This window comes from Streptomyces sp. NPDC048278 (assembly GCF_040652195.1).
Classification (GTDB): domain Bacteria; phylum Actinomycetota; class Actinomycetes; order Streptomycetales; family Streptomycetaceae; genus Streptomyces.
Genome location: NZ_JBEZLP010000010.1, coordinates 17,657 through 38,278, shown reverse-complemented (window position 1 = coordinate 38,278; position 20,622 = coordinate 17,657). Strand labels below are relative to the sequence as shown.

Below are 20,622 nucleotides of genomic sequence, written 5' to 3'. Positions count from 1 at the left end.
TCACCCCTGCGCCAGTCTGCGCGCGATGACCTTCATGATCTGGCCGGCGGGCTTGGGCATGTGCAGGTCGTGGTGGGTGGCGTCCACGTCGTGCTCCTCGATGGAGCCGAGGACGTGGGGCCGCCAGTCTGGGGCCCAGGAGCCCTCGTCATCCTTGTCCAGCTTGGCGTTGAAGTACAGCATGTCGCCGCGGTAGACCGGCGAGCTGAACTCCTCCATCTTGGCGAGGTTGTTGGCCCCCACCTTCGACATGGTCTCCAGGAAGAGGTCCATGTTGGCGGTGTTCATGAACTGGCCGAAGACGTCCTCGACCTCCTTGCGGTAAACCGCCGGCACCGTGCCCGAGAGGTTGCGGAACCCGCCCGCCGACTTCGAGTCGAGGATCGCCAGCAGGCCGACCTCGTGGCCCTGCCGGTCCAGGGCCTCCGCCACCGCGTGGGCGAGCGGGCCGCCGTAGGACCAGCCGACCAGGTTGTAGGGGCCTTCGGGCTGGGTCTGCAGGATCTGGGTGAGGTAGTCGTCGATCATCTCCGGTACCGATCCCGCCAGTTCGTCCACCCCGCCGGAGCCGCGGGACTGCAGTGCGTAGGCCGGCCGGTCCGGCACGTACGGCGCGAAGGTGAAGAAGGCCCAGCCGAGACCGCCGCCGCCGTGGAAGAACCACACGGGTGCCTTCCCGGTGCCGGGGTCCCGGTGCAGTGGCAGCACCACGGCGAACGAGTCGAGGTGGTCGTCGGGGATGCCGCCCATGAGCACCAGCGAGCCCAGCTCGGCCACCGTCGGGTAGCGGACGATCGTCCGGACGGGCATGTCGACACCGAACTGCTTGCGGATGCGGGCGCTGAGCCGGGTGGCCAGCAGTGAGTGCCCGCCGAGCAGGAAGAAGTCGTCGTCGATACCGACGTTCTCCACTCCCAGCAGCTCGCCGAAGAGGGCAGAGAGCTTCTCCTCGTGCGCGTTGCGCGGCGCTCCGCTGCTCGCGGTGGTCGTGGACTCTGCCGGCAGTGCTCGCCGGTCGAGTTTTCCGGCCGGGGTCAACGGCAGTTCGGGAAGGGGCACCACCGCGGCCGGGACCATGTAGTCCGGGAGTCGCTCGCGGAGGTACTGGGGCAGTTCGACCGTGAGCGGGCCGATCGACTTGGCGAGGGCGGGGGCGTTGGCCCGCATGCGGCCGGCCACGCCGCTGGGCACGAACCCTCCCGTCACCGCCGTCCGGTCGGCCGGGAGGGCGGGCAGCAGCACCGCGTCGAAGCCCTGGACGCTCTCGCCCGACCATGTGAGGACCGCGTCCAGGCCACGCTGGCGCGCCCACGCGGCCAGGTCCTCCGGATCAAGAGGGCGGCCTGCCGGGGCCGCCCCGCTCAGCACACCCGCGGACGTTGCGGCGGCGGCCTCCTCCGCCAGCCGCGCGTTCGGTATCCCGGTCACCCGCAGCGGTCCGGAGGCCCGCTCCGCGCGCTCGGCCACTGCGGCGAGGTCGGACACCTCCCGGCCCCACTGCACGGCCGGCACGTCCGCCAGGTCGACGAGGCCGGCGCGGTCCTTGTGGAGGACGACCTCGTAGCGGTGCCGCGTCAGTTCGTTGTGCGCACGGCCCGTCTTCAGCCGGATGTCACTCCCGGCGCCGTGCTCCGCCGCCCACTCGCCGAACCACTCGGGAGCGACCACCAGCTCCCGTTCGGCGAGGACCGCCTGGTCCACCATCGCCCGCAGCTCCTCCTGCGAGGCGTGCGGCCGTGCCGCACGCTGCACCCCTGTCAGCAGCAGCCGCAGAGTGGTCGCGTTGCGGACGTCGCCGATGACGACACGGCCGCCCGGCGCGAGGAGACCCATGACCTTGCGCAGCACCTCGTCCAGGTACTCGACGCTCGGGAAGTAGTGCACCACGGAGTTGAGCACCACGGTGTCGAAGCCGCCCTCGGGCAGCCCCGAGATGTCGTCGGCCGCCTGGACAGCGAGCCGGACCCGGTCACCGTACCCGGCCCGGTCGACCTGGGCCCGGACGCGGTCCACCACGGTCGCCGAGATGTCGGTGCCCCAGTACTCGTCGACCTCACCCGCGATCTCCGACAGCAACAGGCCGGCGCCCGCGCCGATCTCCAGCACCCGGCTCGGCGCGAACCCCAGGATCCGGGCGACGGCCGCGTCCCGCCACTCCAGCATCTGCTCACGGGGAATCGGCTCGCCGTCGTACGCCGACTTCCACAGTTCGAAGTCCTCGCCCAGCGCCTCGTCGGCGGACTTGGTGTAGGTGTCGTCGTGCACCTGCCGCCACTCGTCCACCTGTACGTCGGCGTCGGCCACGGCGGTCTCGGGATCGGGCACCACGTAGGCGACGAGCCGCTGGTCGCCGTTCTGGTTCTCGCGCACGAGGACCGCGGCCTGGGCCACCGCCGGATGCCCGGTCAGCACCTGCTCGATCTCGCCCAGTTCGATGCGCAGTCCGCGGATCTTCACCTGGAAGTCGGTGCGGCCGAGGTACTCGACCTGGCCGTCCTTGCTCCAGCGCACCAGGTCCCCGGTGCGGTACATCCGGGAGCCCGACTCGCCGAACGGGCACGCCACGAACCGCTCCGAGGTGAGCCCGGTCTGCCCGAGGTAGCCCCGGGCCAGGCAGGCACCGGCCAGGTAGAGCTCGCCGGTGACTCCGGGCGCGACTGGGCGCAGTGCCGCGTCCAGCACGTACACCTGGGTGTTCCAGATCGGCCTGCCGATCGGCACCCGGTCCGCACCGGGCACGTGCTGCCAGCCCGTGACCTCGACGGCCGCCTCGGTCGGACCGTAGAGGTTGTTGGCGGAGCAGCCGGGCAGCAGGTCGACGAAGCGGTTGGCCAGCGAGGCGGGGAAAGGTTCGGCCGCGACTTCGATCCAGCGCAGGGTGGTGCACCGGGCGGCGGCGGGCTCCGCGACGAAGGCTTCCAGCAGCGAGGGCACGAAGTCCGCACCGGTCACCCCCTCCCGCCGGATCAACTCGGCCAGATACGCCGGGTCCTTGCGCCCGTCCGCACGCGCCACCACCACAGCCGCCCCCACTTGAAGGGGGGCGAACAGCTCCGGCACCGATGCGTCGAAGCTCGCCGAGGTACTCAGCAGGATCCGGTCCTCGCCGGTGACCTCGAAGTGGGCCAGGCCCCACTTAATCCGGTTCATGATCGACCGGTGCGACACCTGCACACCCTTCGGACCGCCCGTCGAACCCGAGGTGTACATCTCGTAGGCGGCGTTGTCCGGCGACAGCACACGCACCGGGTTCGCATCCGGGCACGCCGACACGTCGGGAAGCGTCTCGTCCAGCACCAACAGGGGCCTGGCCCGGTCCAGGACCTGCCGCACCCGCTCCTCCGGCAGGTCGGTGTCCACCGGCAGATACGACGCCCCCGCCTTCACCACCGCGTAGATCGCCACCATCAGGTCCACCGACCGCGGGATCTTCACCGCGACGACCGACTCCGGACCGGCACCCCGCTCCACCAGCCAGTGCGCCAGCCGATTCACCCGCCCGTTGAACTCCCCGTACGACAGCACCTCGTGCTCACCGACCACCGCGACCCGGTCCGGATCCCGCGCCACCTGCGCCTCGAACGCCTCCGGCAACGTCTCCGCCACCACCGCACACGCCGTGTCGTTCAGTCCCCGTACCACCCAGTCCCGTTCCGCCGCGGAGAGCGCCTCGATCCTGCTGACCGGTGACAGCGGGTCGGCGGCCAGCTGCTCCAGCACCCGCGCGAACCGGGCGGCGACGGCCTCGACCGTGTCCCGGTCGAACAGCTGGGTCGCGTACATGACGTCACCGTGCAGCGCGCCCGTTTCGTCCATGGCCATGCTGAAGAACAGGTCGAACATCGCGGCCGACACCAGGTGCTGCTCGAACTCCACCTTGAGGCCCGGGAGTTCGAAGTCCTGTTTGGCGAAGTTCTGCCAGGCGAAGGTCACCTGGAACAGCGGCTGGTACGCGGCGGACCGCTCGGGGTTGAGCTCCTCGACCAGCATCTCGAACGGCACGTCCTGGTGCTCGTAGGCCGCCAGCGCCTTGTCCCGCACCTGGGCGAGCAGATCGGTGAACGTCGGATCGCCCGAGAGGTCGACCCGCAGCACCTGGGTGTTGACGAAGACACCGACCAGGTCGGCCAGTGCTTCGTCGGTCCGGCCGGCGATCGGGTTGCCGATCGTCACGTCGTCCTCGGCGCCGAGCTTGCGCAGCAGTACCGCAAGCGCGGCCTGCAGGACCATCGACATGGTCATTCCGCGCTCGTCGGCCAGCCGTTGCAGTCCGGCCGCCACCTCGGGTTCCACCACGAGGCCGACCGTGTCGCCGTCCAGGCTCCGCTCCGGGGGCCGGGGGCGGTCCAAGGGCAGGGTGAGCGGCTGCGGTACGCCCTCCAGCTCCGCGCGCCAGTACGCGGTCTGGACGCCGGCCAGGCTGCTGGGGTCCGCCGGGTCGCCGAGCAGCTCGCGCTGCCACAGCGCGTAGTCCTTGTACTGGACGGAGAGCGGTTCCCAGTCCGGCGCCCGGCCGTCCAGGCGCGCGGTGTACGCGGCGCTCAGGTCCCGTGCCAGCACGCCGCCCGAGACACCGTCCGAGGCGATGTGGTGGATGAGCAGGACCAGCAGGTGCTCCTGAGGGGCACAGCGGAACAGGGTGGCCCGCAACGGGATCTCGTTCGCCAGGTCGAAGTGGTGGGCGATGACCTCGTCGACCGCGCCGGAGAGGTCCTCGGGCGCCACGTCGACGACAGGCACCCGTACCGCCGCCTCCGCCGTGGGCAGGATCCGCTGGTGGGGCTCGTCGTCCTCGTTCGTCACGTACACGGTGCGCAGAATCTCGTGCCGGTCGACCACGTCGCGGATCGCCGCCACGAGGGCCGGCTGGTCCAGTGGCCCCGTCAGACGGAACGTCGGGGAGATGTTGTAGGTCTCCGCGCCGCCCTCCAGTTGGTACGTAACCCACATGCGGCGTTGTGCGTACGACAGCGGAATCACTGGGTTCACTCCTCTACGAGCATCTTGCGCAGACCGGGACGAAGCGGAACAGCCGATTCCTCCGACCACGCGGCGAGCGCGGCCACTGTCGGCAGGTCGAAGATCTTGCGGATGGGGATCTCGATGCCCAGCTCGGCGCGGGCACGGGTGATCAGCCGGGTGGCGAGCAGGGAGTGCCCGCCGAGGGCGAAGAAGCCGTCGTCGACGCCGACCCGTTCGACGCCGAGCACCTCGGCGAAGAGTCCGGCCAGGGCTTCCTCGCGGGGTGTGGCGGGGGCGCGGAAGTCGGTGGCGGGGGTGAGGCCGGGGGTGGGCAGGGCCTTGTGGTCGAGCTTGCCGTTGGGCGACAGCGGCAGCCGGTCGAGCGGCACGTAGGCGGCGGGGATCATGTAGTCGGGCAGCCGCTCCGCCAGGTGGGTGCGCAGGTCGGCGGGGTCCGGGACGGTCTGCTCGGCGGCCGGGACGAGATAGGCGGCCAGATAGCGGGTGGTGCCCGACTGCCGGGTGACGACGGCCGCCTGGGCCACCCGCGGATGAGCCGTGAGGGCGGCTTCGACCTCGCCGGGTTCGACGCGGTAGCCCCGGATCTTGACCTGGGTGTCGATACGGCCCAGGTGGTACAGGTCGCCGTCGGGAGCGAGGCTGACGAGGTCGCCGGTGCGGTACATGCGGGAGCCGGGTGGCCCGTAGGGGTCGGGGACGAAGCGGTCCGCGGTCATGTCGGGGCGGCCCTGGTAGCCGCGCCCGGCACCGGCCAGGTAGAGCTCGCCCGGCGTGCCCGGAGGCGACAGCGTCAGACCCGGTCCGAGGACGTAGGCACGCACTCCGGGGAAGGGGCGGCCGATGGGTACGCCGTCGGGGTAGGACCGGTCGGGGCGCAGGAGGTGGGCGGTGGCGTAGAAGGTCTCGCTGGGGCCGTAGCTGTTGATGACGCGGGCCTGTGGCCAGAGCGTCCGCACGCGGTCCGCGAGGGCCGGGGTCAGTACCTCCCCGGAGATGTTCAGTGCGGTGGGCGTGATGCGGTCGCCGAGCTGGTCGACGAGTTCGGCGAACGCCGACGGCACCGAGCAGACGACGTCGATGTCCCAGGTGTCCCGTTCGGCCAGTTCCAGCACGTCGGGCACGATCTCGGCGCTGCCGCCCGTGGTGAGGGCGGAGAACAGTTCGAAGGTGGCGACGTCGAAGCCGAACGAGGCGGCGAGCAGCACGCGCCGGCCGGACTCCATGTCGGCGTGCGCGACGAGCGCGTCCACGGCGGTGACGACGGTGGCGTGGCTGACGCTCACGCCCTTGGGCACGCCCGTGGAGCCGGAGGTGTACACGACGTACGCCAGGTTCTCGGGGCGGACGCCCGGTCGTGCCGCCGCTCCCGTGGCGCCGTGGGCGGTGGGCGTCGGGGCCCGGAAGGCGGCATCGTCGAGCACGAGCACCGGGATGTCCGTGGCGGGGACGAGAGCGCGGGTGTCCGTGTCGGTCAGGACCAGGTGGGGCCGGGCGCCGGGGAGGATATGCGGGAGGCGGGTGGCGGCGAAGGCGGGGTCGACGGGCAGGTAGGCACCGCCCGCCTTGAGTATGCCCAGCAGGGCCGCGACCGCGGTCGCGGTGCGCGGCAGGACGGTGCTCACCACGGCCTCAGGACCCACCCCGTGCCCGGCCAGCACGGCCGCGAACCGCTCCGCCCGGGCGTCCAGTTCGGCGTACGTGAGCGACTCGTCCGAGCCGACCACGGCGAGCGCGTCCGGGGTCCTGGCGCTCTGTGCCGCGACCCGGGCGGTGATCGTGGCCTCCGGCGCCGGGGCGTCGAACCGGCCCAGCAGCAGGTCGCGTTCCGCCGGGTCCAGGACGTCGAGCTGTGCGACCCTCAGCTCCGGGTCCGCGGCCAGCTGCCGCAGGACACGGACGAGACGGGCCGCGTACAGCTCCACCGTGGCGCGGTCGAAGACTTCCGGGGTGTACTGGAGGACGAGTTCGAGGTGCGGGTCCACCGCCGCCGCCAGACACAGCGGGTAGTGGTTGCCCGCGGAGGGGCGGAAGCCGGTGAAGGTGATCCCGTCGGCGGCGGCACTGGCCGCGCTGAGGCCCTCCCGGTCGATGGGGTACGACTCGAAGACGACCAGCGTGTCGAAGAGGGACTGCAGACCGACGGACTTCTGGATCTCGGCGAGTCCGTGGTGGTAGTGCTCCGCGAGGGCGGCCTGCCGGCTCTGCAGCCGGGTGAGGACCTCGGCGACGGTGTCCCCCGGCGTGTACGAGACCCGTACGGGGACGGTGTTGATGAACATCCCGACCATCGACTCGACGTCCGGCACCGCGGGCGGGCGCCCGGAGACCGTGGCGCCGAACACCACGTCCTGCCGACCGGTCAGCCGGCCGAGCAGCAGCGCCCAGGCGCCCTGGACCAGGCTGTTGACGGTGACGCCCAGCTCGGTGGCGCGGCGGCGCAGTGCCCTGGCGTCGTCGGCGGGGAGCGTGATGTCGACCTGGGCACGGCCTTCGGCCTCGGTGCCCGCGGCGCCGGGAGCGAGCAGGGTCGGCTCCTCGATCCCGTCGAGTTCGGCCGCCCACACCCGTGCGGACGCCTCGTGGTCCTGGCAGGCGAGCCAGGAGAGGAAGTCGTCGTGGTCGCGGGTGGCGGGGAGGCCGGCCGGGTCACCCCCGGAGGCGTAGAGCAGCAGCAGGTCCCGCATCAGCACGGGGGTGGACCAGCCGTCGAACAGGGTGTGGTGCGCGGTCAGTACGAGTTCGGGGCGGTCGGGTTCGACGACGACGAGCGAGAGCCTGATGAGCGGTGGGGTACCCGCGTCGAAGTGGGCGGCCCGGTCCCGCGCCAGGAACCGCTCGAAGGCCTCGGTCCGCCCGGGCTCGGCGGCGGAGGTCAGGTCCAGGTGGTGCCAGGGCAGGGTCACCCGCTCCGGCACGACCTGCACCACCTCGCCGTCCGCCCGGTCGACGAACGCCGCGCGGAGGCAGGCGTACCGGTCCAGGAGCGCCTGCCCGGCCCTGCGCATCCGCTCCGGGTCGACCGCACGGGACAGCTGGAAGACCAGCTGCACGTGGTAGGGGTCGTACGCCGATTCGCCGGCCAGCATCGTGTGGAAGTGGATCCCGGACTGCGCCGGTGTCGCCGGCCACACCTTGGCCAGTCTGCCGAAGCGCTCCTCCCAGCCGTCGATCTCCTCCTGCCGTACGTCGACCAAGGGGGCGTCGCTCGGGGTCAGTCCGCCGGCGTCGGCCGTCGCGGCGTGCCGGGCGAGGGCGGTCAGCGCCTCGACCCACAGGTCGGCGAGCTCGCCGACCTCGGCGCGGGAGAGCACGCCGGTGGGGAAGCCGAAGTAGGCGGTCAGCCGCTCTCCGCCGTCGGGGGCCGCGGTGGCCACCGCGTTGATCTCCAGCGCGGACAGCACGGGCATGTCGGCGTCGGGGACGGCGGTCAGGTCCCGGTGGTCGGTGTCCGGGGACCAGCCCAGCCCGCGCAGTCCGTCCGGGAGGTCGGCGCCGGAGGCGCGGCCCAGATAGTTGAACCCGATCTGCGGTTCGCGCGCCGCGGCCAGTACCGGCGCGGTCCGGGCGTTGAGGTGGCGGAGCAGTCCGTGGCCCAGGCCGTTGTCCGGTACCGCCCGCAGTTGCTCCTTGACCGCCTTGACCGCCCGGCCCGCGGCCGGTCCGCCGGCGAACGCCTCCGCCACGTCGATCCCGGCCACGTCCAGGCGCACCGGGAACGTGGCGGTGAACCATCCGACCGCACCGGACAGGTCCGCGCCCGGAACCACGTGCTCCTGGCGGCCGTGACCCTCCAGCCGGACCAGCGCCGCGGACCCGGTCACCCCCCGCATCCGGCGCCAGCGGGCCAGTGCCAGGGCGAGGCCGGCCAGCAGTCCGTCGTCGGCGCCGCCGCGGAACACCGCGGGCACCGTGTTCAGCAGCCCCTCGGTGACCTCCGGTGGCACCTCGACCCGTACGGTGTCCACGGTGGCCGCCACATCGCGGGCCCGGTCCAGTTCCCGTGCGCCCAGGACGGGTTCGGCTCCGGCCAGGATCTCCTGCCAGACCGGCAGCTCGGCCTCCCGCTCCGGGCTGACGGCGTCGTCGGCCAGGGCGTGCGCCCAGCGCCGCAGCGAGGTTCCCGCCGCGGCCGGTTCCGGGGGCAAGCCCGCACGGACCCGCTGCCAGGCTGCGGCCAGGTCCGGCACGAGGATCCGCCAGGAGACCCCGTCGACCACCAGATGATGCAGCACGATCAACAGCCGCCCGGCGTCCGCGCCCGGCCCCGGGTCCGGGTCCGGGGTGAACCACACGAACTGCGCCATCACGCCCGCGTCCGGATCCAGCCGACCGGCTGCCGCGTCCAGTTCCGCCGTCACGTCCGCTGCGCCGTGCCCGACCTCCCGCACCAGCGCACCGGCGTCCACGCTGCCCACCGGCCCCATCAACAGGCCGGGGCCGGTCCGGTCCAGCCGGGCGCGCAGCACGTCGTGCCGGTCCAGGACCGCCTGGAGCGTGGCGACCAGTCCGGCACGGTCGATGTCCGTCGGCAGCGTCAGCATCGCGGACATGCAGAACCGGCCGATGCCACCGCCGAGGGCCAGCACATGCGCCGCCGCGGGCGGCAGCGGCGCCCGGCCGACGCCGCCTCCGGGCAGCTCGGGCAGCGTCACCCGTTCGGACTCGGCCCGTCCCTCGACCAGTTCCGCGAGCCGGGCGACCGTGCGGTGTTCGAAGATCTCCCGGGTGCTGACCACGACTTCGCGTGCCTTGGCCCGCGCCACCACCTGGATGGAGCGGATGCTGTCCCCGCCGCTCGCGAAGAAGTCGTCGTCGACCCCGATCCGTCGGCCGTCCAGGACATCGGCGTACACCTCGGCAAGGACCCGTTCCGCGGTGCTGCGCGGGGCACGGTAGGCGGTACCGGCGAACTCCGGCTCCGGCAGGGCCGCCCGGTCCAGTTTTCCGGTCGTGGTGCGGGGCAGCCGGTCCAGCACCACGAGCAGGGCGGGCACCATGTAGTCCGGCATCCGCTCGGCCACGAACCGCCGCAGTTCCACCACCGGCACACTGCCCTGCCGGTCGCTGCCGCCGTCGGTGTCTCCGCCTGTGCTGCCGCCTGTGGCGCCGTCCGCCGGCGTCACGTAGCCGACGAGTCGTGTACTGCCGGTGTGGTCCCGCCGGGCCGTGACCACGGCCTGGCCGACCGCCGGATGCCGGGCGAGGGCGATCTCGATCTCGGTGGGCTCGACGCGGATCCCGTTCACCTTGACCTGGGTGTCGGCCCGCCCCTCGTACTTCAGCTGACCGTTCTCGTCCCATCTCGCCAGGTCCCCGGTGCGGTACATGCGGGCGCCGGCGGGCCCGAAGGGGCAGGCGACGAACCGTTCCGCGGTCGCCCCGCCGCCGCGGTGGTAGCCGCGGGCGAGATGACCGGCCACGTACAGTTCGCCGACCACGCCCGGTGGCACCGGGGTCAGCTCCGGTCCCAGTACGTAGGTGCGCATGTTGGCGAGCGGTCTGCCGATCGGTGTCACGCCGGTCGCGGCGGACTGCTGCGGGACCGGGAAGCTGGAGACGTAGAAGCTCTCGGTCTGCCCGTACGCGTGCACGACACGGACGTCCGGGAACGCCTGGTGCACCTGGTGCACCACGTCGGCCGTGAGCGGATCGCCACCGAGGATCGCGGTGCGCAGGTCGAGGGCGAGGGCGCCCGGCTCCTTGGCGAGGATCGGCGCGATCAGTGCGGTGAAGACCGCCGGGACCGCGCAGACAGTGGTTCCCGACCAGCTGTCCCGTTCGGCGAGTTCGAGTACGTCGCGGACGATCTCGACACTGGCTCCGGCGGTGAGCGCAGTGAAGATCTCGAACACCGAGACGTCGAAGTTCACCGAGGTCGCGGCGAGCATCCGCGCCCCCGGCTCCAGTTGCGCCATGCTCCGCGAGTACCACACGCCGTTGACGACCGTGGCGTGGGTCATCGCCACGCCCTTGGGTCTGCCCGTGGAGCCGGAGGTGTACATCACGTAGGCCAGGTTGTCCGGCCTGACCGGGGTGTCCGCGGCCTCGGCCAAGGGGCCCGCGCCTGCGTCGAGGGCGTCGAGGTGCAGGTTGTCCAGGTGGAGTACCGGCTGCCGGCACTCCGGGAGGGCCGCCGCCGTGGCAGGATCGGTCAGCACCAGGACCGGTTCGGCCGTGGTGAGCAGGAGGTCGACGCGGGCGGCCGGATGGTCCGGGTCGATGGGCAGGTAGGCGCCGCCCGCCTTGAGCACCCCGAGCTGCGCGACCACCAGGTCCGCCGAGCGCGGCAACGCCACGGCAACCACCGTGTCCGGTCTCACGCCACGCTCGCGCAGCACGGCGGCCAGCCGGCTGGCGCGGGCGTTCAACTGCCCGTAGGACAGCTCGGTCCGCCCGGCGACCACGGCCGTCGCGTCCGGTGTGCGCAGGGCCTGAGCGGTGACCAGCCCCGGCAGCGTGGCGTCCTGCGCCGGGGCGGCGGTCTCGTTCAGCTGTGCCAGCCAGTCCCGCTCGGCACCGGCGAGCACGTCCACCGCGCCGAGCCGCATCCCGGGATCGGCGACCACCTGCCGCAGCACACGGACGAAGCGGTCGGCGAAGCCCACGGCGGTGGCGTGGTCGAACAGTTCCGTCGCGTATTCGAGCCGGCCGTACGCCCGCCCCGACGCCGCGTCCGGAATGATGTTGAAGAACAGGTCGAACTTCGCCGTGTCGGTGCCCGTCCCCACGGGGGTGACCCGCAGCCCCGGGATGTCGATCCCGGTCCAGGCGAACTGCCAGGCCAGCATCACCTGGAACAGCGGTGAGTACGAGGTGGAGCGCTCCGGGTTGAGCAGCCCCACCAGACGCTCGAACGGCATGTCCTGGTTGTCGTAGGCCGCCAGGGCCTTCCCCCGCACCTGGTCCAGCAGGTCGCCGAAGGACGGGTTCCGCGACAGGTCGACGCGCAGCACCCAGGTGTTGGCGAAGAACCCGATCAGATCGTCGAGTTGCTCGTCGGCGCGGCCCTCGATGGGGCTGCCTATCGTCAGGTCGTCGCCGGCGCCCAGGTGGTGCATCAGCACGGCGAGCGCGGCCTGGGCCACCATCGGCGCCGTGGCACCCCGGTCGACGGCCAGCTTCTGGAGTCCTAGGAGCAGTTCGGGTTCCAGCTCGAACGACACGTCGCCGCCGCGGTGGTCGACCGCCGTCGGCCGCGGTCGGTCCAGCGGCAGCTGCACCGGCTGCGGCACGTCCGCCAGTTCCCGTCGCCAGTGGTCGAGTTGCTCGGCGGCGACGCTCTCCGGGTCCTCCTCGTCCCCGAGCAGCTGCCGCTGCCACAACGTGTAGTCCTTGTACTGCACCGGCAGCGGCTCCCACAGCGGAGCGTCCCCCTGCCGGCGAGCCGCGTACGCCGACACCAGGTCCCGCAGGAACGGCGCCATCGACGCACCGTCCGCGGCGATGTGATGGAACACGAACACGAGCACGTGCTCCTGGGGTGACACCCGGAACACGACGGTCCGCAGCGGGAGTTCCCGGTCCAGGGCGAAGCCCTCGCACACGGCGTCGTGCAGTGCGGCGTCCACCGCGTCCGCGGCCACGTCGGTCACCCGGAACCGGATCGCCGCCTCCTCGGGCGGCAGGACCCGCTGCTCCGGTGTGCCGTCCGGGTTCTCCACGATCAGGGTGCGCAGACTCTCGTGGCGCGTCGCGACATCGCTTACCGCCGAGGCCAGCGCGGCCGTGTCGAGCTCGCCCTCCAGACGGAGCACGAACGGGATGTTGTAGGTGGGGGTCGGTCCCTCCAGGCGGTAGAGGAACCACAGCCGGGTCTGGGCGAAGGACAACGGGATCATCGACGCGACTCCTCGACGGTCATCTGGCGCAGCTGGGGACGTTTCGACGCGGCCGGTTCCCCGAGCCGGGCCGCCAACTGGGCGACGGTCGGATGGGCGAACACCGTCGTGACCTTCACGTCGACGCCGAGCTCGTTGCGTATACGGCCGATCAGCCGGGTGGCCAGCAGCGAGTGCCCGCCGTGGCTGAAGAAGTCGACGTCGATGCCGATCTCGTCCACGTCGAGCAGGTCGGCGAACAGCCGGCAGAGGACTTCCTCCCTGTGGTCGCGCGGGCCGCGCCCGAGGGCGGCCTCGGCACGGCCGGGGTCGGGGAGCGCGGAGCGGTCGAGTTTCCCGCTCGGTGTCCTCGGGAGTGCGGCGATCGGCATGATCACGGCGGGGACCATGTACTCCGGCAGGTGCGTGCGGACCAGGTCCGTCAGGGCCCCGGAGTCGGGTCCGGTCCGGTCCGGCCCGCCGGCGGGCACCACGTAGGCCACGAGCCGCTGGTCGCCGTTCTGGTCCTCGCGCACGAGGACGGCCGCCTGGGCCACCGCCGGATGCCCGGTCAGCACCTGCTCGATCTCGCCCAGTTCGATGCGGAACCCTCGGACCTTGACCTGGAAGTCGGTGCGGCCGAGGTACTCGACCTGGCCGTCCTTGCTCCAGCGCACCAGGTCCCCGGTGCGGTACATCCGGGAGCCAGGCGCACCGTAGGGGCCGGCCACGAAGCGGTTCGCGGTGAGCCCGCTCTGTCCGAGGTAGCCCCTCGCCAGCCCGCTGCCGGCGAGGTACAGCTCGCCAGCGACGCCCGGCGCGACCGAGCGCAGCGCCGCGTCCAGCACGTACACCTGGGTGTTCCAGATCGGCCTGCCGATCGGCACCCGGTCCGCACCGGGCACGTGCTGCCAGCCCGTGACCTCGACGGCCGCCTCGGTCGGACCGTACAGGTTGTGGACCTCGCAGTCCGGAAGCAGCCCGACGACCTTGTTGGCCAGGGCGGCCGGGAACGCCTCGCCCGCGACTTCGATCCAGCGCAGGGTGGTGCACCGGGCGGCGGCGGGCTCCGCGACGAAGGCTTCCAGCAGCGAGGGCACGAAGTCCGCACCGGTCACCCCCTCCCGCCGGATCAACTCGGCCAGATACGCCGGGTCCTTGCGCCCGTCCGCACGCGCCACCACCACAGCCGCCCCCACCTGCAAGGGAGCAAACAGCTCCGGCACCGACACGTCGAAGCTCGCCGAGGTGCTCAGCAGGATCCGGTCCTCGCCGGTGACCTCGAAGTGGGCCAGGCCCCACTTGATCCGGTTCATGATCGACCGGTGCGACACCTGCACACCCTTCGGACCACCGGTCGAACCCGACGTGTAGATGACGTAGGCGGCGTTGTCCGGCGACAGCACACGCACCGGGTTCGCATCCGGGCACGCCGACACGTCGGGAAGCGTCTCGTCCAGCACCAACAGGGGCCTGGCCCGGTCCAGGACCTGCCGCACCCGCTCCTCCGGCAGGTCGGTGTCCACCGGCAGATACGACGCCCCCGCCTTGACCACCGCGTAGATCGCCACCATCAGGTCCACCGACCGCGGGATCTTCACCGCGACGACCGACTCCGGACCGGCACCCCGCTCCACCAGCCAGTGCGCCAGCCGATTCACCCGCCCGTTGAACTCCCCGTACGACAGCACCTCGTGCTCACCGACCACCGCGACCCGGTCCGGATCCCGCGCCACCTGCGCCTCGAACGCCTCCGGCAACGTCTCCTCCACCACCGCACACGCCGTGTCGTTCAGTCCCCGCAGGAGCCGGTCCCGCTCCTCGGCCGCCAGGACGTCGACGGCGCCGACCGGTAGCGCCGGGTCGGCGATCAGCTGCTCCAGCACCCGGACCAGTCGGGCGGCGATCGTCTCCGCCGAGGCCCGGTCGTAGAGGTTGTTCTGGTAGTCGAGGGAGAGCCGCAGGTAGGGGTCGGAGGAGTTGAGGGTGAGCGGGTAGTGGGAGCCCGCGAACGGCCGGATGCCGTCGATCGTGAGTCCCGCCGAGGTGTTCGCGTCGGTGATGCCCTCGCGGTCGATCGGATAGGACTGGAACACGACGATCGTGTCGAACAGGGCGGGCAGTCCGACGCCGCGCTGGATGTCGGCCAGCCCGTAGTAGTTGTGGTCGAGCAGCGCGGTCTGCCGCTGCTGCAACGCGGTGACCAGGTCCGCCACCCGGAGGTCCGGTGCGCAGACCACCCTGATCGGCAGGGTGTTGATGAACAGGCCGACCATTTCGTCCGAGCCGGGCAGCTCCGCCGGGCGGCCGTTGACGGCGGCTCCGAACACCACGTCCTGCTGTCCGGTCAGCTTCGAGAGCAGGATCGCCCACGCGCCCTGCAACAGGGTGTTGAGCGTGACCCCGAGTTCGGCGGCGCGCCGGGCGAGGGCGCGTCCCCGGTCGATCGACAGCGGTACCTCGACCCGGCCGATCGCGGACGCCGTCCCCTGGAGCGACGCGTGCGGGGCCACCAGGGTCGGCTGGTCGAATCCGGCGAGCTCGGCGGCCCACCGGCCGGCCGAGGCCGCCCGGTCCTGCACGGAGAGCCAGGCCAGGTAGTCGCCGTAGTTCCGGACCGGAGGGAGCTCGCGTGTCCCGGAGTACAGCCGGACGAGGTCCGTGATCACCGACGGCGACGACCAGCCGTCGAACAGGGCGTGATGCGCCGTGATGACGAGTCTCGCCCGCCGCGGCCCCGAGGTGAGCAGCGCCAGCCGCATCAGCGGCGGGCGGGCGGGGTCGAGTTGGTCGGTCCGGTCCGCGGCGAGGTAGTCGTCGAGTGCGGCGTCCTGTTCGGCTTCGCTCAGCCCCGTCAGGTCCACGTGGCGCCAGGGCATCGTGACGCGTTCCGCGACGACCTGCACCGGGTCGCCGTCGGCTCCGGTGAGGAACGCCGAGCGGAGATTGGGGTACCGGTCGAGCAGGGCCTGCCCGGCCGCCTGCATGCGCGCCGGGTCCACGTGCCCGGACAGGTGCAGCACGAACTGCATGTGGTAGACGTCGAAGGAGCCCTCGGCGAGCGCGGCCTCGAAGAGGATCCCGGACTGTCCCGGGGCCTGCGGCCAGATCTCGGCGAGCCGGCCGTAGCGCCGCTCCCAGCTCTCGATCTCGTCCTGCCGCACCCGGACCAGCGGGGCGTCGGAGGGCGTCAGGCCGCCGGTCTCCGGCCGCGCGGCGTACGCGGCCATGCCGCGCAGCACCTCGGCCCACAGCGCGGCCAGTTCGGAGGCCTGCTCGCGGGAGAGCACGCCGGTGGGGAACATGAAGGCCGCCTGCAACCGGGTGCCTTCGGCGGTCTCCGTGGCGACCGCGCTGACTTCCAAGGCGGACAGGGCGGACTGGTCCGGGTCGGGCGCGGGGGCGAGTTCGGCGGACCAGGACGCCGGTCCCCAGCCGTCCGCGCGCAGGTGCTCGGGCACGTCGGCGCCGGAGATCCGGCCGAGGTAGTTGAAGCCGATCTGCGGCGCCGGACACTCGGCGAGCCGCGGGGCGGTGTCCGGGTTGAGGTACCGCAGCAGTCCGAATCCCAGGCCCTTGTCCGGGACGCCGCGCAGTTGTTCCTTGACGAGCTTGACGGCCCCTCCGGTCGCGGAGCCGCCCGCCAGCACCTCGTCGAGGTCGACCCCGCGCACGTCGATCCGGACCGGGTGCATGCTGGTGAACCACCCGACGGTGCGGGAGAGGTCGGCACCGGGGACGACGGCCTCCTCACGGCCGTGTCCCTCCAGCCGGACCAGGGTGGAGCCGTCCACGCCCCGCCACCTGTTCACCGCCAGGGCCAGCGCGGCGAGCAGAACGTCGGTGCCGGTGCCCTTGAAGGCGGCGGGGAGGCGGGTCAGCACCGCCTCGGTGACCTCGGCGGGGAGCTCCAGCCGCACGGTGTCGACGGTGGACCACACGTCCGTGCGGGGGTCGAACGGCCTTGAGCCCAGCGGGAGGTTCGGGGCGTCGAGCATGTCCTGCCAGAACACGAGTTCCGCCGCGCGCCGCTCGGAGAGCGCCTCCTTCTCCAGCTCCGCCATCCAGCGGCGGGCCGATGTGCGGACCGCGGGCAGCTCGGGGGTACGGCCGGACCGTACCTGCTGCCATGCCTCGGCGAGGTCCGCCATCAGGATGCGCCAGGAGACACCGTCCACCACCAGGTGGTGCAGTACCAGGAGCAGCCGGCCGGCACCCGACCGCGCGGCGAACCACACGGCGTCCGCCATGGTCCCCGCTTCCGGGGCGAGTCGCCCGACCGCCTCGTCCAGCCGTGTCTTCGCCGCCCGCAGCAGGGACGGGTCGTCCCATGCACCGTCGCAGTCGACGCGGTGGATCAGGTCCCTCGCCCGTACGGTGCCCCGTGCACGCACGACGAGGGTGGGGTCGTCGCCGCCCACCAGCCGGGCACGCAGCAGGTCGTGACGGTCGATCAGGGCGTCCAGGGTCGCGGCCAGTGCGCTCTCGTCGACGCCGGCCGGCAGGTCCAGCGTCATCGCCATGGCGAACCGGGCGGTCCCCCGGCCGTGCTCGAACACCTGTCGCGCCACGGGCGGCAACGGCATCGGGCCGATGCCACCGTCCTCGTCCTCCGCAAGTGCGGGTGCCCGGTCCCGGTGGGCGGCGGCCGTCTCGGCCAGCCGGGCCGCCGTACGGCATTCGAAGATTTCCCGCGTGGTGAGTTCCAGTCCCCTGCCCCGGGCCCGCGCCACCACCTGGATGGACCGCAGGCTGTCCCCGCCCAGCGCGAAGAAGTCGTCGTCGACGCCGACCCGTTCCACGCCGAGCACGTCCGCGTACGCGGCGGTGACGACCTCCTCGGCCGCCGTGCGCGGCGCCCGGTAGGTCTCGCCCGTGAACTCCGGTTCCGGCAGTGCCGAGCGGTCCAGCTTGCCCGTCGGGCCGAGCGGCATCCGGCCGAGGACCACGAAGGCCGACGGCACCATGTAGTCGGGCAGCCGGTCGGCGACGTACCTGCGCAGTTCGGCGGCCGATGCACCGGACTGCACGTCCACGTCGCCGATCCCGCCGGCGCCGTCGTCGCCGACGGCGCCCGCGCCGGTGTGCACCACGTAGGCGACGAGCCGCCGCCCTCCCGTGGGTGCCTCCCGGCTGAGCACCACGGCCTCGCTGATGCCGGGGTGCCGGGTGATCACCGCTTCGACCTCGGCGGTCTCGATGCGGAAGCCGCGCACCTTCACCTGGCCGTCGCTCCTGCCGAGGCACTCCAGCCGGCCACGCGCGTTCCAGCGCGCCAGGTCGCCCGTACGGTACATCCGCTCGCCCGCGGGTCCGTAGGGGTTCGCCACGTAGCGCTCGGCCGTCAGGTCCGGGCGGTCGTGGTAGCCGCGGCCGAGGCAGGCGCCGACCACGTACAGCTCACCGATCACGCCCTGCGGCACCGGGGCGAGCCCCGGCCCCAGCACGTAGGCCCGCATGTTGCCCAGCGGGGTGCCGATGGGGGCGACGTCCTGGTCGGTCCACTCCTCGGACGCCGCGAGGGAGAACGTGGTGGCGTAGAAGCTCTCGCTCTGCCCGTAGGCGTTCACTGTCCGCGCGCCGGGAAGTGCCGCACGCACCTGGTGTACGAGGCGGGCGGGGAGCACGTCGCCGGCGAACACGACCGTGTCCACGGCAGGCGCCTTCTCCAGGTGGCCGACCAGTTCCGCGAGCACCGAGGGAACGGCGCTGATGACATGGCCGTCCCAGCCCTCCCGTTCGCCGAGCGCCAGCATGCTCTCGACCACCTCGGCCGTGCCGCCGGTGGACAAGGTGGTCAGCAGTTCGAAGACGGAGACGTCGAAGTTGACCGAGGTGCCTGCCAGCAGCCGCCGGCCGGGCCGGGCGTCGATGACCTTTGCCAGCTCCCGTACTCCGTTGACGACGTTGCGGTGGGTGATCGCCGCGCCCTTCGGCTTGCCCGTGGAGCCGGACGTGTACATCACGTAGGCCAGGTTGTCCGGGCCCAACGGCGAGATCCGGCCGGCGTCGTCCGGCGCCCCGGCCGGCGTGTCCCAGTCCGCGCGCCGGTCGAGATCGACCGTGGAGATGCCGTTCGCCGGCATGTTCTGCCAGGTCGCGGTGGAGGTGACCGCGAAGCGCGGGCGGGCCTCGGACAGCACGCTCCCGGCCCGGCCGCCGAGGTACTGCGGGTCCATCGGCAGGTATCCGGCCCCGGACTTGAGGATCCCGAGCAGCCCGGCCACCAGGTCCGCCGTGCGGGGCAGTGCCAGTACCACGAGGTCCTCGGGTCCGGCGCCACGCCGGACCAGTTCCCACGCGACGGCGTTCGCCCGGTCGTCGAGTTCCCGGTAGGTGAGCGTCAGGTCCCCGCAGACGACCGCGGGGGCGTCCGGGGTCCTGGCCGCCTGGCTCTCGAACAGCTTCGGGATCGTCGGCGGGGACACGTCGGTGGCGTTCTCGTCGGGGCGGGCGAGCAGCCGGTCCCGCTCCGCCGCGTCCAGCACGTCGACGGCGCCGATCCGGCGCCCCGGGTCGGCCACCAGCCGGCCGAGGACCCGCACGAACCGGTCCGCGAGCGTCTCGGCCGTGGCTCTGTCGAACAGGTCGGTGGCGTACTCCAGGTGCCCCGCGGCCCCGCCCGACCCGTTCGGGACCATGTTGAAGAACAGGTCGAACTTCGCGGTGCCGGTGGCGACCGCCTCCGCCTCGACGTCCAGGCCGGGGAGTTCGAGGTTCCCCAGGGGTTCCTGCCAGGCGAGCATCACCTGGAAGAAGGGGTGGTACGCGGTGGACCGGTCCGGGTTGAGGAGCTCCACCAGCCGCTCGAACGGCATGTCCTGGTTGTCGTAGGCGGCGAGAGCCCGGTCCCGTACCCGCCGCAGCAGTTGGCCGAAGGTCGGGTTCCCCGAGAGGTCGACGCGCAGCACCCACGTGTTGGCGAAGAACCCGACGAGGTCACGCAGGCTCTCGTCGGTGCGCCCCACGATCGGCGCGCCGAGCGGGATGTCGTCGCCGCAGCCGAGGTGGTGCAGAACCACCGACAGCGCCGCGTGCATGATCATCGACACGGTGGTGTCCTGCTCGGTGGCCAGCTTCTCCACGGCTCCCAGCAGGTCCGGCTCGATCGACAGCGCGACCTGGTCGCCGCGGTGGCTCATGGCTCTCGGGCGCGGGCGGTCCGTCGGCAGGTTCAGCGGCTGTGCCAGGCCGGCCAGGGTCTCGCGCCAGTAGGCCAGTTGACCCGCCGCGAGGCTTCCCGGCTCGGACTCGTCGCCGAGGACGTCGCGCTGCCACAGGGTGTAGTCCGCGTACTGCACCGGGAGCGGCTGCCATGCCGGGGCGCCGCCCTGCCTGCGGGCCGAGTACGCCGTGGCGAGGTCCCGCAGGAGCAGGCCGAGGGACTCGCCGTCCATGGCTATGTGGTGCACCACCAGCGCCAGGGTGTGGGCGCGCGGTCCGCGGCGCAGCAGCCGGGCGCGGACCGGGACGTCGGCCGCCAGGTCGAAGGGTTCGGTGGCGGCCTCGTCGATCGCCGCAGCCCGTTCGTCCTCGCCGATGTCGACGACCGTCAGGCCGATCGGCGTCAGGCCGGAGGGCAGCACCTGCTGGTGCGGGACGCCGTCGGTGTCCTCGACGATCACCGTGCGGAGGATCTCGTGCCGGTCGACGACGTCGCGCAGCGCCGACTCCAGCGCGGCCACGTCCGGCTCACCGGTGAGGTGCAGGGCGAAGGCGGCGTTGTAGGTCGGTGAGGGGCCTTCGAACCGGTCCACGAACCAGAGCCGGCGTTGCGCGAACGACAACGGGATCATCATCTGTCTCCAAATCGGCGGAACCA

The 20,622-nt window shown here is 72.3% G+C and carries 3 protein-coding genes; all 3 read right to left on the bottom strand.

The annotated features are described in order from the left end of the window. Genes AB0D74_RS19135 through AB0D74_RS19125 form a run of 3 tightly spaced genes read right to left on the bottom strand, consistent with a single transcriptional unit; the run spans position 1 to position 20,599 of the window. Positions 1-4,980, bottom strand: a complete 4,980-nt coding sequence (locus AB0D74_RS19135; RefSeq protein ID WP_362587711.1) for an amino acid adenylation domain-containing protein — start codon at positions 4,978-4,980, stop codon at positions 1-3. A gap of 5 nt (positions 4,981-4,985) precedes the next feature. Then, positions 4,986-12,821: an amino acid adenylation domain-containing protein gene (locus AB0D74_RS19130; RefSeq protein ID WP_362587708.1), complete on the bottom strand. Its 7,836-nt coding sequence runs from the start codon at positions 12,819-12,821 to the stop codon at positions 4,986-4,988. Then, positions 12,818-20,599 (bottom strand): amino acid adenylation domain-containing protein, encoded by a 7,782-nt coding sequence (locus AB0D74_RS19125; protein ID WP_362587705.1) that lies wholly within the window; start codon positions 20,597-20,599, stop codon positions 12,818-12,820. Before AB0D74_RS19125 ends, AB0D74_RS19130 begins: the two co-directional genes overlap by 4 nt. Between the last annotated feature and the right edge of the window lie 23 nt (positions 20,600-20,622).